Annotated in this window: 15 protein-coding genes and 1 tRNA gene; 8 read left to right on the top strand and 8 right to left on the bottom strand. The window is 57.0% G+C overall.

Annotated features, from left to right (window positions below):
- Positions 1-8 precede the first annotated feature (8 nt).
- Together RLO149_RS17020 and hemF are read left to right on the top strand one after the other, a co-directional pair.
- Positions 9-809: an SDR family NAD(P)-dependent oxidoreductase gene (locus RLO149_RS17020; RefSeq protein ID WP_013963333.1), complete on the top strand. Its 801-nt coding sequence runs from the start codon at positions 9-11 to the stop codon at positions 807-809.
- Positions 810-883: 74 nt separating this feature from the next.
- A complete protein-coding gene (gene hemF / locus RLO149_RS17015) occupies positions 884-1,777 on the top strand; it encodes an oxygen-dependent coproporphyrinogen oxidase (RefSeq protein WP_013963332.1) in 894 nt (297 codons plus the stop codon).
- A gap of 19 nt (positions 1,778-1,796) precedes the next feature.
- On the opposite strand, the gene RLO149_RS23820 is transcribed toward hemF, so the two are convergent.
- Positions 1,797-2,219, bottom strand: a complete 423-nt coding sequence (locus tag RLO149_RS23820) for a hypothetical protein (RefSeq protein WP_013963331.1) — start codon at positions 2,217-2,219, stop codon at positions 1,797-1,799.
- A 168-nt stretch (positions 2,220-2,387) separates the two neighbouring features.
- On the bottom strand, positions 2,388-3,332 hold the full coding sequence (gene hemC, locus RLO149_RS17005) for a hydroxymethylbilane synthase (protein ID WP_013963330.1): 945 nt from the start codon (positions 3,330-3,332) through the stop codon (positions 2,388-2,390).
- Positions 3,333-3,435: 103 nt separating this feature from the next.
- On the opposite strand from hemC, the gene hemE reads away from it, so the two are divergent.
- The 6 genes from hemE (at position 3,436) to RLO149_RS16975 (ending at position 8,583) form a co-directional block, all read left to right on the top strand.
- Complete coding sequence (hemE, locus tag RLO149_RS17000) at positions 3,436-4,470, top strand: uroporphyrinogen decarboxylase (RefSeq protein ID WP_013963329.1); 1,035 nt, start codon at positions 3,436-3,438, stop codon at positions 4,468-4,470.
- A 53-nt stretch (positions 4,471-4,523) separates the two neighbouring features.
- A tRNA-Met gene (locus RLO149_RS16995) sits at positions 4,524-4,600 on the top strand.
- A 155-nt stretch (positions 4,601-4,755) separates the two neighbouring features.
- Positions 4,756-5,790, top strand: a complete 1,035-nt coding sequence (locus RLO149_RS16990) for a TRAP transporter substrate-binding protein (protein WP_044025717.1) — start codon at positions 4,756-4,758, stop codon at positions 5,788-5,790.
- A 57-nt stretch (positions 5,791-5,847) separates the two neighbouring features.
- The gene (locus RLO149_RS16985) at positions 5,848-6,420 is read left to right on the top strand and encodes a TRAP transporter small permease (protein ID WP_013963327.1); all 573 of its coding nucleotides are present in this window, start codon (positions 5,848-5,850) and stop codon (positions 6,418-6,420) included.
- A gap of 42 nt (positions 6,421-6,462) precedes the next feature.
- On the top strand, positions 6,463-7,782 hold the full coding sequence (locus RLO149_RS16980) for a TRAP transporter large permease (protein ID WP_044025715.1): 1,320 nt from the start codon (positions 6,463-6,465) through the stop codon (positions 7,780-7,782).
- A 345-nt stretch (positions 7,783-8,127) separates the two neighbouring features.
- The gene (locus RLO149_RS16975; RefSeq protein WP_013963325.1) at positions 8,128-8,583 is read left to right on the top strand and encodes a DUF309 domain-containing protein; all 456 of its coding nucleotides are present in this window, start codon (positions 8,128-8,130) and stop codon (positions 8,581-8,583) included.
- Between the two features lie 569 nt (positions 8,584-9,152).
- Here RLO149_RS16975 and RLO149_RS16970 read toward each other — a convergent pair.
- The 6 genes from RLO149_RS16970 to RLO149_RS16945 form a co-directional block, all read right to left on the bottom strand.
- Complete coding sequence (locus tag RLO149_RS16970; RefSeq protein WP_013963323.1) at positions 9,153-10,814, bottom strand: ABC transporter substrate-binding protein; 1,662 nt, start codon at positions 10,812-10,814, stop codon at positions 9,153-9,155.
- 623 nt (positions 10,815-11,437) lie between these two features.
- Positions 11,438-12,655 carry an amidohydrolase family protein gene (locus RLO149_RS16965; RefSeq protein WP_013963322.1) on the bottom strand — a complete coding sequence of 406 codons (1,218 nt, stop codon included), beginning with the start codon at positions 12,653-12,655 and terminating at the stop codon, positions 11,438-11,440.
- Positions 12,656-12,939: 284 nt separating this feature from the next.
- Positions 12,940-13,128, bottom strand: a complete 189-nt coding sequence (locus tag RLO149_RS16960) for a DUF2783 domain-containing protein (RefSeq protein WP_013963321.1) — start codon at positions 13,126-13,128, stop codon at positions 12,940-12,942.
- Positions 13,125-14,729, bottom strand: coding sequence for an FAD-dependent oxidoreductase (locus RLO149_RS16955; protein WP_013963320.1), 1,605 nt, complete (start codon positions 14,727-14,729; stop codon positions 13,125-13,127). Before RLO149_RS16955 ends, RLO149_RS16960 begins: the two co-directional genes overlap by 4 nt.
- On the bottom strand, positions 14,719-14,934 hold the full coding sequence (locus tag RLO149_RS16950) for a hypothetical protein (protein ID WP_044025406.1): 216 nt from the start codon (positions 14,932-14,934) through the stop codon (positions 14,719-14,721). Before RLO149_RS16950 ends, RLO149_RS16955 begins: the two co-directional genes overlap by 11 nt.
- Positions 14,921-15,340: a DUF6841 family protein gene (locus RLO149_RS16945; RefSeq protein ID WP_013963319.1), complete on the bottom strand. Its 420-nt coding sequence runs from the start codon at positions 15,338-15,340 to the stop codon at positions 14,921-14,923. Before RLO149_RS16945 ends, RLO149_RS16950 begins: the two co-directional genes overlap by 14 nt.
- Positions 15,341-15,345 lie beyond the last annotated feature (5 nt).

Genomic DNA, 15,345 nt, shown 5'->3' with positions numbered 1-15,345 from the left:
GGAGACTCATGTCTTTTTCCATTAGTGGCAAAACGGCGATTGTAACCGGCGCGGCGAACGGCATCGGCTTGGCGATCGCCCGGCAATTTGCGGATCGCGGCGCGAATGTGATGTGTGCCGACATCGACGAAAAGAGGCTGGCCGAAGAGTGGGGTGATTTGTCCGAAGATGGCAATCTGCGCTATTTTGGCGGTGATTTGCGCCAGAGGCTGACAATCGCCAATTTGGTTTCGGCAACGATTGATAGTTTTGACCGGGTCGATATTCTGGTTAATGCGTCGCGGCAGGTGCTTGAAACGAATGCCTTGGACTTTGAGGACACATCGGTTTCCGTTTTGCTGGAGCAAAACCTGATGACGGCTCTGCATCTGACACAGCAAGTTGCGAAAAGGATGATTAAGCAGGGGGTTGACCAGCCAGAAGGTCAATGTGGATCGATCATCAACCTGAGTTCGATCACCGCGCGCACCACGCGCCCGGAGTTGATGGGCTATTCGATCGCCTCTGCCGCACTTGAACAGATGACCCGCTCCATGGCGCTTGTTCTGGCGCCTGAGCGTATTCGCGTGAACGCCATCGCCTTTGGTTCGGTGATGAGTGCATCGCTTAAGACATCAATGAGTGAGCATAGTGAGTGGCGCGATGAAATTCGCAGCCAAACACCGCTGGCACGTATTGCGGGTCCGGCCGAGTTGTCAGATGCCGTTCAGTTTCTTGCGGCGGAGAGTTCCAGCTTCATGACCGGGGAAATCATGACGGTCGACGGCGGGCGTAGTCTGCTGGATGCTGTTGCGGCGCCGGCGCACTGACAATTGCGCTTGGATTAGCGCGGCAAAGCAGTTTAGAGATAGTGTCAGGACAAACTGACACATTAGGCTGCACCATGACCACAGACTTTGATACAGAAAAAACACGCGCCTCCGCGTGGTTCCGTGAATTACGCGATCAGATCGTGGCAGCTTTTGAAGAGCTCGAGAGCGATCACGCGCATGGTCCGCTCAGCGATGGAGAGGCGGCCGTTTTTGATGTCAGCGAGACCAAACGCCAGAGCGATGATGGCTCTGACGCCGGTGGTGGTTTGATGAGCGTGATGCGCGGCGGTCGTGTGTTCGAGAAGGTGGGTGTGAATATTTCCACCGTCTACGGCACCCTCGGCACCCGCGCGCAATCCGCGATGGCGGCGCGTAAGGGCATTCCGGGCATGAAGGATGACCCGCGGTTCTGGGCCTCCGGGATCAGCCTTGTCGCCCATATGCAAAACCCGCATGTGCCTGCGGTTCATATGAACACGCGGATGTTCTGGACGCCGCATGCGTGGTGGTTCGGTGGCGGGTCCGATCTGAACCCTTGCATCGAATACGACGAGGACACCGCCCATTTTCACGCCCAGCAACAGGAAAAACTGGACCCACATGGAACAGACTTCTACCCGCGGCTAAAAGACTGGGCGGATGAGTATTTCTATATCCCGCATCGCAATCGGGCACGCGGCGTGGGCGGGATTTTTATGGATGATCACTGCACGAACGATTGGGAACAGGATTTCTCCCTGACGCAGGATATCGGGCGCGCGTTCCTACCCGCTTATGTGCCATTGGTGCGCAAGCGCCGGGCGCAGGACTGGACCGAGGCAGACAAAGACGCGCAACTGGTGCATCGCGGGCTCTATGCCGAATACAACCTCGTCTATGATCGCGGCACCAAGTTCGGTCTGGAGACAGGCCACGACGCAAACGCCGTGCTGATGAGCCTGCCGCCTTTGGCGAAGTGGATTTAGCGGGTCGGCAGGCGACGCGCTATTTCAGCATCCATGTGTTCTTTTTGGGCTTTCCATTATCGTAGATGCGCAGTTCTTTTGCGCTGACGCGTTCTACGCTCCAGCACTTTTGCCCCCAGTCGCCTTTTTCGCACCACTGGTCGCCTTTCACAAAGAATTCGCCGGTGTATTTGTCCTTGCCACCCCAGATACCGTTGTATTTACCGGTCTTCTTTTGGGTTGCCTTGCTATAGGCTTGGACCCAAGGCGTTTTGTTATCCTGATTTGATACACCGGACATTTGGCTTCCTGGTATCGTGGCCAAAAGTTCACCTTGGGTCATGAACGTTTGTGCATGAACGGCACTGGACGCACATAACGCAATGCCAGCGGCGATCGCCGTTGCGCAGAATCTGGAGGAGATGAGTGAGCGCGTATGTTGTCCGAAAGATGAGTAAATCATGAAGTATCCTGATCGTTTTTAGCTAAGGGTCTTTTTATAGAAAACGGCGGACGGCATTGCCCGCAGAGATGCGTAGCATGCGCAACCTCTTGAGAAAAATCAAATACTACATATCGCTTTGTGGCAAAATGGAATGCGGTCGAGACCTGCGTGCCGAAGGTTTTGTTCTCAATGCCACTCGAAAAACTTGGGCCCGGCACGGTCCAGAAGTTCCTGCGCAAGTATGCGCCCCATTTCTGCGCCGTCCGCAATTGGGCCGCTGCGTTCGCCCGCCAGAGACTCCGATCCGTCTGGCCGCAGCACTTCACCGCGCAGCCGCAGCTGATCACCATCAAGTTCAGCCAAGCCCGCGATGGGCGTTTCACATGACCCGTCGAGCGTCAGCAGGAAGCTCCGCTCCGCCGTCAGACGCTGGCCGGTTTCAATGTGATGGATTGCGCTTAGTAAATCAGCGGTGTTTTGATCCGCCATCCGGCGTTCGATGCCAATGGCCCCCTGTGCAACGGCAGGCAGCATTTCATCCGCCTCAATCGGCGTTGCTGGCACCTCGTCCATTTTCAGCCGGTTCAGGCCAGCAGAGGCCAGAAAGGTACATTCCGCCACCCCATCGGCCAGCTTTTTCAGCCGCGTCTGCACATTGCCGCGAAATTCGACCACATTCAGGTCCGGGCGACGGTTGAGCAGCTGTGCCTTGCGCCGCAGACTTGAGGTGCCAACCACCGCGCCCTGCGCCAGATCAGCGATACCGCTCAGTGTGGGGGATACAAACGCATCACGCACATCCTCGCGCGGCAGATAGGTGTCAAGGACCAGCCCGTCCGGTTGCAGTGTCGGCATGTCCTTCATCGAATGCACCGCGATGTCAATTTTTTCTGACAGCAGATCTTCTTCGATTTCACGGGTGAAAAGGCCCTTGCCACCGATGTCTTTCAGCGCGCGATCCTGAATCATGTCACCGGTGACTTTGATCACAACGATGGAGAAGGCATCCTCAGGTAAATCAAAGGCTTGCATCAGGCGCGCACGGGTTTCAAACGCCTGAGCCATCGCCAAGGGCGAGCCACGGGTGCCGATTTTGAGGGGCGAGTCGGGGGAAGGAAGCTTTACTGTCATGATCACCTCTTTAAGCGCGTCAATTTATCCTGACAACCCGTCTGTGACTTGACAATACCGGCTGAGACGAAGACCAACGTTTTGAGTTACGAAGAGGACGATCATGGCTGCGGCAAAAACCATCCTGCGCTCTTTGGCAGGCGAAACACTTCCCACCCCTCCAATCTGGATGATGCGTCAGGCAGGGCGATATCTGCCCGAATACAAAGCGACGCGCGCGCAGGCCGGTGATTTCCTGTCGCTGTGTTACAATCCGGAATTGGCCGCCGAGGTGACGTTGCAGCCGATCCGGCGCTACGGGTTCGATGCGGCCATTCTGTTTGCCGACATCCTGCTGTTGCCGCAAGCTTTGGGGGCGGATTTGTGGTTTGTCACGGGCGAGGGGCCGAGGTTGTCCACCATCACAACACAGGCGGATTTTGACAAGCTCAAGCCGGTGGGCGAGATCGACGCGGTTCTGAACCCGATCTACGAAACCGTGCGTATTCTGCGCCAGGAGCTGCCACAGGAAACGACGCTGATCGGTTTTGCCGGGGCACCCTGGACGGTGGCGACCTATATGATTGCCGGGCGCGGCACGCCCGATCAGGCACCTGCGCATGCGCTGAAAGACGAAAACCGGGAATTGTTCGAGGCACTTCTGGCGCGGATCACACAGGGCACCATCGAATATCTGTCCAAACAGATTGAGGCCGGGGCAGAGGTGGTCAAGATTTTTGACAGTTGGGCCGGGTCGCTGAAGGGCGCGGATTTCCAGAAATACGCGTTGGAACCTGCGCGCGAGATCACCGCCGCGATCAAGGCGCGCCATCCGGATACTCCGGTCATTGGCTTCCCGCGTGAGGCAGGGGATGGCTACATCGGATTCGCAAAAGCCACTGGCGTGGATTGCGTCGCCCTCGATAATTCGGTCAGCGCGGACTGGGCGGCGGCTAATGTGCAGGTCGATGGTTGCGTGCAGGGTAATCTGGCGTCGAGCCATATGGTGACGGGCGGGCAGGCCCTGATTGATGAGACGCGCGCGATCGTAAAGGCGTTTTCAGGCGGGCCGCATATCTTTAACCTCGGTCACGGCATCACGCCGGATGCAGACCCGGATAATGTGCAGCGCATGATTGACGCGGTTCGCGGGCAGTAAACGCGGATTGTGCCTTGACGGTCAGAGCGGGCTGGAATAACTGACGCTTCGATGGCGTTATAGCTCAGTTGGTTAGAGCGAACGACTCATAATCGTTAGGTCCCTGGTTCAAGTCCAGGTAACGCCACCATTCCACTTTTTCGCTTACCCTCTTTGAGGCCGGACCGGCCGATGAGTTCACAAACATGGGTGACAAGCTTTTCCATCTGCCTTAGCGTTTTAAGCAGGCGGTCAGGCCAGTTGCGTGACCATGCCAAACAGTTGCTCGGGGGGAGAACAGATATGATGATTTCACGTAAGCGGTTTTTGAACTTGGTCGCAGCCGCCGCTTTATCCTTGGGCGTTGGTGGTGCTGCATCGGCTCAGGAAGTGACACTGACCCTGCATCAGTTTTTGCCACCGCAGGCCAATGTGCCTAAGCTGATCCTCGATGTCTGGGCGGATAACGTCGAAGAGGCAAGCGAGGGCCGGATCAAGATCGACCGCTTTCCATCCATGCAGCTTGGCGGTCGTCCACCGGAATTGATGGATCAGGCGATTGATGGTGTTGCCGATGTGGTCTGGACGGTCGTGGGCTATACGCCGGGCCGGTTTCCGCAGACCGAAGTGTTTGAACTGCCCTTCATGATGACCAACGCCCGTGCGGCGTCCCGTGCCTATTGGGAAATGTTCGAAACCCATATGAAGGACACGGATTTTCAGGACGTGGAAATCCTGGGGACATGGGTTCACGGGCCGGGCATCATCCATTCCAACAGAGAAGTGCGCACGCCCGCCGATATGGAAGGGATGAAAATCCGCGGTGGCTCGCGGCTTGTGAATTCCCTGCTGGAAAAGGTCGGGGCCGCGCCGGTGGGCATGCCCGTGCCTGCGGTACCTGAGGGGCTGTCCAAAGGTGTCATCGACGGCACCACAATCCCTTGGGAAGTGACCACAGCCCTGAAAATCCCTGAACTGGTGGACAATCACACCGAATTCACCGGCAACGCGCTGTATGTTCTGACCTTTGTGCTGGCCATGAATAAAGACCGCTATGACAGCCTGCCGGATGATTTGCGTCAGATCATTGATGATAATTCCGGGCTGGAATTCTCGGTCTTTGCGGGCGGTCTCATGGAAGACAATGACGCACCCGCGCGCCAACTTGCAGCGGACCGGGGCAACACAATTGTGACCCTGACCGCAGATGAGGCACAGGCATGGCGCGATGTTGCGGCACCCATCTATGACGAGTGGGTCGCGGAAATGTCCGAAAAGGGCATTGATGGTCAGGCGTTGATCGACGAGGCGCGGATGCTGATTGATCAATACACCGAATAACCCCTTTTACGTGATTGTGAACATGCCCGCCCCAAAACGCCCCCGGTGGGGCAGATCATGATGCATCAGGCTGTGAAACTGCTCGCCCGGAGCACCGCGATCATCGGGGGCTTTGTTCTGGTGGCGCTGATCATGTTGACCACAGTGTCGATTGTTGGCCGGTCGCTTGGCGATTTCTTGCATACGGATTTTGCATCCCGTGCCTTGGGCGCGTTTTCTCGTACTTTGCTCGACCTTGGTGTGGGGGAAGTCAAAGGCAGTTACGAGTTGCTGGAGGCCGGGGTCGCCTTTGCGATATTTTCGTTCTTTCCGATCTGTCAGCTGTACAGCGGCCACGCCACCGTCGATGTGTTCACGTCAAACCTGCCGCAGGCCGTGACGCGCTATGTGATGGCGTTCTGGGAGGTTATTCTGACCGCATGCCTGATCCTGATCAGCGTGCAGCTTTTTGGCGGGCTGCAAAGGTACTACGGCAATGGTGAAACGACGCTGTTTTTGCAATTTCCCCTGTGGTGGGCCTATGCGGCCAGCTTTGCCGCCTCAGTCGTAACCTGCATCGTGGCGGTCTATTGTGCGATCATGCGTGTGTACGAAAGCGTGACGGGCCGCAGCCTGTTGCCGCAGGCATAACCCTTCATGACAACGTTGCTTGACCTTTTACCCTTTGCCCAGATGGACAGGCTCGAGCTTGGCTTTTGGTCTTTTCTGGTGCTGCTGGGCATGGTGTTTTTGCGCGCGCCGATTGGGCTGGCGATGTTGCTCTGCGGGTTTGGCGGATGGTATTACGCGATGAATGGCAACCCGGTGCCGTTGCTTGCAAAGCTCAAATCCGAGACCTATACCACCTTTTCGAATTACTCCCTGACGATCATCCCGCTGTTTTTGCTGATGGGGCAGTTTGCAACGCTTTCGGGTCTGTCCAAGGCCCTTTTCAAGGCGGCGGAAAGCTTTCTGGGCCATCGGCGGGGCGGTGTTGCCATGGCGGCGGTTGGGGCTTGCGCGGGCTTTGGTGCGATTTGCGGATCGTCTTTGGCGACGGCGGCCACAATGTCCAAGGTCGCCTTGCCCGAATTGCGCCGCTACGGCTATTCCGGCGGGTTTTCCACGGCGACCCTTGCTGCTGGCGGGACGCTTGGCATTCTGATCCCACCGTCAGTTATTCTGGTGATCTATGCGATCATCACCGAGCAGAACATCGCAAAGCTGTTTCTTGCGGCGTTCATTCCCGGCATTCTTGCGGCGCTGGGGTATATGCTCACCATCTCACTATATGTGCGCCTTTACCCCGATGCAGCCGGCACGCGCGCGCCTGTGCCCATGGGCGATCGGTGGCGCGCTTTGGGGGCGACATGGCCTGTGCTGGCCATTTTTGGCGTGGTCGTCGGGGGCATATATCTGGGCTGGTTTACCCCAACCGAGGGGGCCGCGATCGGTGCGGCAGGTACAGGGCTGATTGCCGTGGTGTCGCGCAGCCTGACTTGGCAGACGTTCAAGGAATGTCTCTTGGGGACGGGCCGCACGACCGCGATGATCTTTTTCATCGTGTTGGGAGCCAGTTTTTATAATGGATTTCTGGCGCTCTCCGGCGTGCCGCAGTTCATGGCAGACTGGGTGCTGGCGCAGGACTATAGCCCGTGGTTTGTCCTGTCGATCATCCTGCTGTTTTATCTTGTATTCGGCTGCCTGATGGACAGCCTGTCGATGATCCTGCTGACCGTTCCGATCTTTTTCCCTGTGATCTCGGCGATGGATTTTGGGATGTCGCCGGAACATGTGGCCATCTGGTTCGGTATCCTCGTTTTGATTGTGGTTGAAGTGGGCCTGATCACGCCGCCTGTTGGCATGAACCTTTTCATCATAAATGCGATGGATCGTGAGACGCCGATTACACAAACATACAAAGCCGTATTGTTCTTTGTCGGCTCTGATATCGTGCGGGTTGCGGTGCTGGTCGCGTTTCCAGCGATTACGCTGTTTCTAATTCCCGTTTAAAGTGTAATAGTTCGCCCAAAAAGGGAGATGACTGTGGAATTGTTGCCGGAACAACTTGCGATGGGCGACAGTTAGTGCAGGATGCTCCCGGTGGCGTTTGCAGGGTCTTGGGAGGGATTCGAGTTGCATACGGTTACGCGTGTCACAGATATGACGGCCACTTGCCGCTGGGAGGCAAGGCAAGAGGCAATCGTGGCGCGTAATCTTGCGGCCAGCAAACGAATATGCGCCGTTATGGTACTGACGGGCCTGAGTGCCAGACCCGTCGGTGCCAGCTTAAAATGCGTATTTTCTGCGGAGCCACCTTAACCCCTGTGTCTAACCTGCCTAATTTGGAGCAATGCCGTGCTTAATTCCTCTCACGACATTCCGATGCCACCGCATGTCTATGTACCGGGTTTCAGTCCGCGGCATCACGACGACTGGTTCGACCCGATCAAGCGCTCGGTCACGCCGCATGTTCCGGTAGGGGAGTTGCACAAGACGCCCGCATTTATTGCCGGGCGGCTGTATTATGACGCCGGGTATTTCTGGGAGTCCCATGAAGTGTTGGAGGCGGTCTGGATCCAGACTAAAGATCCAAGCCCCGAACGTGACATGGTGCTGGCCCTCATTCAACTCGCCAATGCGCGCCTCAAGGTGCTGATGCTGCAACCGCGCGCTGCATGGCGTTTGTGTGATATGGTGGATACGCATTTATCCCGCTGCCCGACGGATAGTAAGGTGTTGGGGCTGAATGTGGCGGATATGGTCTCCCTCGTCAGTGAGGCACGGCTCATCGCAAAGCACGCAATGAAATAGGACAACTGCGGCGCAAAATACGCTTAGGGTCTTCGGACCGCTTAGATCCGCGTACCATGCGCGTAGATCGTGGCAAAAGCAGTCGAACCCCATATGGTCGATGGGCGCGCAGTTTCGGGTGCGGTGAGGCCGGAAAACGCCATGACCAAGGCGGCGGCACCGGCCCGAAGCTAGAGAACGGCGGCCAGTTCGATGACAATGATCAACCGCAACGCCAGAAGCTTAAAGCGTCATGCGAAAAACCTGAATCACGCGACGCTGCCTGAAATCAGAGATTTCAACGCGTTACGTGGTACATGGTGTTCCAGTTATTTCGTCAGACGCTTTAAAACGGCAATTGGAAGACGGGCAATTGCAGCGAATCTGTCGGGGAACTCTGCGCCCATGCCTGTCAGGCTCATGATTTCGGCGGCCTAGGTTTCAGTCCCGGATGGGTTCATCAGGGGCGCGCGCGTACCGAGTGTCCGCCAGCTTGCGATTGAGCCTGTTGCACATCTCCTGCGCCTTCACGCGATCAATAGGAAAGGGGCCACGCCTGTGGCGCGGCCCCCCGTAGTTAAAGGTTTGGTTTACGTCCAGGCCATTTGTTCTGGGCGGATTTCGAAAGAGATGTGGTGCTCGCCGCCCACCAGACCTTCTCTGGTGTGGTTATAAAGCGACCGCCAATAGGGCTGGATCGTTACACCTTCGTCCTGAACGATCGCCTGACCCTTCATCATGAGAGCGCGGCGGGCTTCCAGATCGGGTGTGGCAAGTGCCTTAGTCAGGATGGCGTCAAATTCATCGTTCGCCCAGCCGAATTCGTTCCATGCCTCTCCGGACCGATATGCAAGTGCCCAAATCTGGACGCCAAGGGGCCGGTGGTTCCAGTTGGTCGAGGAGAACGGATACTTCGTCCAGTCGTTCCAGAATGTCGAACCGGGCAGGATTGTCCGCTTCACACTGATACCGGCATCGCGCAGCTGGGCTGCAACGGCGTCTGTTGTATCCTTGCGCCAGGCATCGTCGATCGAGAACAGTTCATGCTCGAAATCTCCCATGCCCGCCTCGTCCATCAGGGCTTTGGCTGCGGCCGGATCATATTTGCGCGGGGGCAATTCGGCATATTCCGGGTGCATCGGGCCAACGTGGTGATTTTCGGCAACTTCACCACGACCTGCGGCGCCCAGTTCAAGCAGAATTGCGTTGTCGACGGCCATCGAAATGGCCTGACGGACGCGTTTGTCCTCGTAGGGCTTGATGCCGTCGACCTCGGCCAATTGGTTGGGACGGATCACGATCGTCGCACCTGTCACAACTGCGTTGTTTTGCCAGCCATCCAGAGTGTCAAAGACGTCAATGAAATCACCTTCAATAGAATAGGTCATGTCGATCTCTTCGGCCTCTGCCGCCGCCACGAACGCGGAGGGATCTGTGCCGTAGTCGATATACTCAACCCGGTCCAGCCAGGCACCATTGCCTGCGTTCCACCACGTGTGACCTTCGTTGCGCACAAGCACGGCTTTCACGCCGACTTCCAGCGATTCAGGCAGGTAAGGCCCGGTACCAATCGGATTGTCGAGCATCGTTTCCGCGGAAAAACCCTCCGGAATAATCGCCGCAGGATAGTCGGCCATGCCGGGGATCAGCGAGATGTCCGCTGTTGGCAGATTGAGGCGCACGGTGTGGCTGTCCACGACCTCGACTGCGCCGTCGATGGCCTTTTCCGTATTTGGGTCAATCAGGGTTGCAAAGCGGCCAGCCATGGAATTGCCCTCGAGGCTTTTGTCGCACCATCCGATGATATTGCGTGCCACGTCTTCCGCAGTGAAATCGCTGCCGTCGTTCCATTTGACGCCCTGTCGTACGTTCAGGGTGTAAACAGTCGCGTCGTCGTTGATCTCCCAGCTTTCGAGCAGCTTGCCTGTAAAGGTGCCATCGTTTTCGTAGTGAACGAGATACTCAAGCCAGCCACGGCTGAAGTTTGCGATCTGGCTCCAGTCATAGGTGCGTGGGTCTTTTAACGCGCGGACTTCTTGCTGAATGCGGACTGTGCCACCCATCGTATGTGCGGCAGCATGCGCCTTGGGCGCGCTCAGGCCAAGCATCGCATAGGCGGTCGCGGATGTAGCACCGAAAGCGCTCGCCAGCGCCAAAAATTCGCGGCGGCTCACGGCGTCGTTTCCGGACTTCGCAGCAGAGTCCAGTACGGACCGCGGCAATGGTTTGCCGGTGCTTGTGAAAAATGTCATGTTCTTCCTCTCTGTTGGAACACGCGCGAGTGGCGTGCAGTTGCCGATGTTTCATTCGGCAGAGTGATGCAGTTGATCTGCTTTTCTTTCGCCGCCGAACGGGCGACGTGGGCCTAGTCAAACACCTTCACGCGTGGCGTCAAGCCCATCTTCGGGTTACCGTGCCGCATAAAGGTCCAATTGTGTCTCCGCCACGCTCATATCCTGTTACTCTGGACGATGCGGGGCCGCCGATTGACCCGCGTACAATGAACCGGCAATTCAGTACCATGAATTGAAACTGTCGCTAAGCCGCAGCAACAACGACGTTCTTTCTGCTATCCGCGTCGCACTGCAATCTTCTTGCGACATGCTGGTACGTGCGTTGCGGCCAATCTTAAGAAGCTACGTGGTTCGGTCGCATTTTAAGGCCGCTCCGAGCGCTCGTTTAGGCCATTTTCCGTTCGAAGATGATGGGGTTTTTCCAGTCGGGTGGTGCGCGTTACGCGATTGCGCACTGACCAGCGACGACGCGGTGAAAATGCAGGTCGAGGATAACGGCGAGATAAGTGGCCATCACCTCTTCGGTCACCTGTGGGCGGTCATAGCTCTCCACGCGATGTTCGGTGTTCCAGACGTCGAGGTCACAGGTTTGGTGCCTTCTGCGTCGCGCGCAGTGGTAACAATGCGTTGCGCGTGGCCACCATTTCGGCGGTACTTGAAGCGTTGCAAAGGCGCAGTTGGTCGATGGGTGTCACGTCTACATAGGCCGGGTCGTGACCCAATGCACGCGCCGGGTTCAATGTGATTGAGGCAAGCCAGTCGCCCATGGGCGGGTCAAGATGTGCGGCCAGACATGCCAGATGCAAGGCCGCGCGCGGGTCGTGCTGGCCAACCGGGCAAAAGGCATCAGCCACATTATCCGAGGCGATGACGATTGGCACGCCTGCGTCGTGCAACTCACGCAGGCAGGTCAGACCGCGCTGGTTTGGCGTGCCATCGCGGCGGCCCTGCAGGTACAGGTTGGTCGTCGGCAACGCGCAGATTGCGATCTTTGCACGCAACAGCTTGTCGAATATCCGATCCCGCGTCGGGGCATCATGGTCGATCAGGCTGACCGCATGCCCGCATAGAATTGGCCCTTCAAAGCCGCTTGCCCATGCAGCGTCACATATCGCTTCAAGCCCATTGTAGGGCCCTAGACCTTCATCAACATGGAAATCCAAAGCGAGGCCAAAGTGATTTGCGGCTGCAAATACGTTCGTAAGGCCCTCGCTCACATCACTCTGGTCGTGATCCAAAATAAAGGCTCCAAGGACGCCGGCGCTGTGCTTTGCAATGTGATGTGCCACAGCAAAACAAAAGTCGCGATCCGCCAGTTGCGAGATACTGGTGAGTGCTGCCATCTGGATTGTCATTGCCGGAAAATCACGCGAGACTTCTTGCAGCACGGACCACGCCAGCGGCGGTGCTGCATCCGTACCCCAATCAATATGGCTGCGTACCAGCGTGCACCCGGCGGCATCCAATTCGTGCAGTCCACGTCCCATACGGTGCCGTAAGTCGGGCGCAGTCCAATGCTGTTTATCAACTGCCTGTGCTGCGATGGCAGCGGCAAGGTCGCCGCCGATACCTTGCATACGGTTGATGCTGTGACACTTATCCAGATGGCAATGGGCCTCCACCAAAGCGGGGATCAGGATGCGCGGGGTTTGTGAGTGCGCAACTGTGGTCAAACCAACAGCTCTGCCATTTTTGACAATCAGATCGCCCCGCAGGCAATCGCCTTCTGTGCGACCGCCAAATCTGCCGGGCGCGTGCACCATGGACAGCGGCACGAGGATATCACGCAACACAGTCATGTTGTGTCGCCCAGAAGTGCCTGTCGCCCGGGCCTCAAGATTTTGCTTGGCATTACCTACTGTCCTGATCAAAGGAAAACATCGGGCGGCCCTGAAAGATTGCAAATCTGTGCCTGAAGATGTGACGGGAGGCTGTCAAAAATCCACATTCCGCGCAAGGATGAATGCAAGGCCAGAGGGATCGGTTATCGTTGCAAACCCCTGTCTTGCCGACCTCAACGCTGATCATTGTGTCGGTCCGTGCCCGGCCTGGGTTTGAGGTTCGGGCACTGTGTAGCTGACAATTATGCCTCTGGAGAGGCTTTGTTCAGAATTTCGTTCAGCCGTTCCAGATCGCCGATCTCATTGGCGAAAATAAGCACCAGTCGCGCATTCAACGCATGGCTCTGCGTATCGCTTAACCCTTTGTGGGCCTCAAGCAAAGCGGCGTAAAAATCATCTGCAGGGAAGTTCGGGTTGGGTTTGATCGTCATGCAGAATTCCCCAGCGCTTTATTCATCGCCTTTGCTACAGCCTGCTCTGAAACGGTTCTGAAAGCCGCACAGATGTGACCGTCTGGGCGCAGCAGATAAGTGTCGTCCGTGCCGTATCGCTGTTTCAGCAGACCTGTTGGATCCTCGAAACAGGTATAGTCGCTTTGGTGCCCCACACCGATACGTGGCAGGTCGCAGACTGCGGGGATTGGTACTGGCCCGACATGCAAAAGGCAGAAGTCAGACGGGATTTTGTCGATCAGCCAGCCGGTGCCATCTGGGCTTGAAACGGGTGCATCGAGCACGGGGCTGCCGATGGGCAAATGGCTGTCGCCACTGCTGTGCAATGCGCTTTGCGACAGGACAAAGGGCAAGGAAAGGCGTCCGGAATTGATCAATGCGCGCGCAAAGGGATGCTGTGCGGCAAGCGAAAGCACCTCATCACGAAACAGCGTTTCCATAGGGCTTTTGGGTGTCATGAAATTTGTCGCACGGGCCGAGTTGAGGATATTCTCGTCGCAGGCCATCCCACGCTCCGCATCGTAGCTGTCGATCAGGTTTGCCGGTGCTTTGCCCGCGCAGACAGCGGCAAGTTTCCAACCCAGATTGTCCACATCCTGAATGCCCCCATTGCCGCCCCGTGCGCCGAAGGGGCTGACCACATGCGCGCTGTCCCCGGCAAAAACCGTCCGATTATGAACGAAACGCTCAAGCCTAGCGCAGCGAAACCGATACACGCTTTGCCAGTCCAGACGAAAGGGCGCGTCGCCGATGATGGCTTTGATGCGCGGAATAACCCGTTCTTTGGTCGCTTCGGTGTGAGGGTCCGTGTCCGGGCCCAGTTGCAGATCAATCCGGTAGATATTGTCGGGTTGTTTATGCAGCAAGGCGGATTGGCCGTTGTGAAAAGGCGGGGAAAACCAGAACCACCGCTCCGGTGTGTCGTGGGTGCCAAAGGGGCTGGTGGCCATTTCCACATCCACGATCAGAAAATTTTCCTCGAATGTCTCACCCTCAAAGGCGAGGTTCATGCGCTGGCGCGTTGCGGAGCCTGCACCGTCACAGGCCACCAGCCATTCGGCTTCGAGCCTGTAGGGGCCATTGGGCGTCTGAATGGTCAGGGTCATATAATCTTCATGGTCCGTGTGATCGACAACCTTGTTGAGAAATCGCAGATCAATCAGATCGGGAAAATCCTGAGCGCGCTCAACCAGATATTCCTCAACGTAGTATTGCTGCAAATTGATGAAGGCGGGATACTTGTGCCCCTGCTCCGGCAGCAAATCAAAGGCGTAGATTTCCGTGTCACGGTGAAACTGGCGCCCCACTTTCCAGGTCACGCCTTTTTCCAACATGCGATCCCCGACGCCGAGGCGGTCGAAAATCTCAAGTGTGCGCTTGGACCAGCAAATCGCGCGCGAGCCGAGTGAGACGACATTGTTATCATCCAGCACCACCGATTTCACGCCGCGCAATGCCAGATCAATGGCCAGTGCCAGCCCGACCGGCCCCGCGCCGATGATCACCACGGGGTGGCGCGCTTCGGCGGCGTTCAGGCCCGGCGGGGCGACATAGGGAAAGGGCGCATAGTCATACGCCATCCGTGTCTTCCTGTTTTCGCAGTTTGCGGATCGTCCAGATCAACGTGCCGCCGAAAAAGGCACCCGCAATCGCGATGACTTCGAACATGGCGATGCCGCTTGGCCATCCGCGATATACCACGGCACCGACCAGCATGGCCAACCCGGCAATGGACACCCATAGGCGGAATATCAGCTCTGATCTGGGCGGATCAAACTTGCTCATCTCGCTGTCCTTTCCAGCCCGGCGCGCAGGCGGTGGCGACGGTGAAACACCATATGCCGACAACCTGTCGCGCAATATAGTGCCCGTCGATGATTTCCAGCACCGAGCCGTCTTTGCGCAGGCGCCTTACATCTGTGGCATCCACAACAGCGAGGTTTTCGCCACAAGCCCGTGCGGTGAGCGCTCCGATTTCGGTATGGCTGAAACCCTCGGCATCCAGCCCGTCAAAAATCGTTCCCAACAGGGCGACCAAAGCATCCTTGTCAGCAATCGGCACAGTGGCATGTGGCAGAATAAACAGGCTGGGTTCGGCATAGCAATCGGCCACGGCATGAAAGTCCCTTGCATTCCAGGCTGAAAGATATCGGTCAAACAAGTCTTGGATTTCTGCGGTCACGTCACGCATCGTGG

The organism is Roseobacter litoralis Och 149, assembly GCF_000154785.2.
Lineage (GTDB): Bacteria > Pseudomonadota > Alphaproteobacteria > Rhodobacterales > Rhodobacteraceae > Roseobacter > Roseobacter litoralis.
This window is presented reverse-complemented; position numbering and strand designations above follow the sequence as displayed.

Bases quoted from the DNA above. Each gene is read 5' to 3' on its own strand.
- RLO149_RS17020 (WP_013963333.1), top strand. From the start codon at position 9: ATGTCTTTTTCCATTAGTGGCAAAACGGCGATTGTAACCGGCGCGGCG.
- hemF (WP_013963332.1), top strand. From the start codon at position 884: ATGACCACAGACTTTGATACAGAAAAAACACGCGCCTCCGCGTGGTTC.
- RLO149_RS23820 (WP_013963331.1), bottom strand. From the start codon at position 2,219: ATGATTTACTCATCTTTCGGACAACATACGCGCTCACTCATCTCCTCC.
- hemC (WP_013963330.1), bottom strand. From the start codon at position 3,332: ATGACAGTAAAGCTTCCTTCCCCCGACTCGCCCCTCAAAATCGGCACC.
- hemE (WP_013963329.1), top strand. From the start codon at position 3,436: ATGGCTGCGGCAAAAACCATCCTGCGCTCTTTGGCAGGCGAAACACTT.
- RLO149_RS16990 (WP_044025717.1), top strand. From the start codon at position 4,756: ATGATTTCACGTAAGCGGTTTTTGAACTTGGTCGCAGCCGCCGCTTTA.
- RLO149_RS16985 (WP_013963327.1), top strand. From the start codon at position 5,848: ATGATGCATCAGGCTGTGAAACTGCTCGCCCGGAGCACCGCGATCATC.
- RLO149_RS16980 (WP_044025715.1), top strand. From the start codon at position 6,463: ATGGACAGGCTCGAGCTTGGCTTTTGGTCTTTTCTGGTGCTGCTGGGC.
- RLO149_RS16970 (WP_013963323.1), bottom strand. From the start codon at position 10,814: ATGACATTTTTCACAAGCACCGGCAAACCATTGCCGCGGTCCGTACTG.
- RLO149_RS16965 (WP_013963322.1), bottom strand. From the start codon at position 12,655: ATGACTGTGTTGCGTGATATCCTCGTGCCGCTGTCCATGGTGCACGCG.
- RLO149_RS16960 (WP_013963321.1), bottom strand. From the start codon at position 13,128: ATGACGATCAAACCCAACCCGAACTTCCCTGCAGATGATTTTTACGCC.
- RLO149_RS16955 (WP_013963320.1), bottom strand. From the start codon at position 14,729: ATGGCGTATGACTATGCGCCCTTTCCCTATGTCGCCCCGCCGGGCCTG.
- RLO149_RS16950 (WP_044025406.1), bottom strand. From the start codon at position 14,934: ATGAGCAAGTTTGATCCGCCCAGATCAGAGCTGATATTCCGCCTATGG.
- RLO149_RS16945 (WP_013963319.1), bottom strand. From the start codon at position 15,340: ATGCGTGACGTGACCGCAGAAATCCAAGACTTGTTTGACCGATATCTT.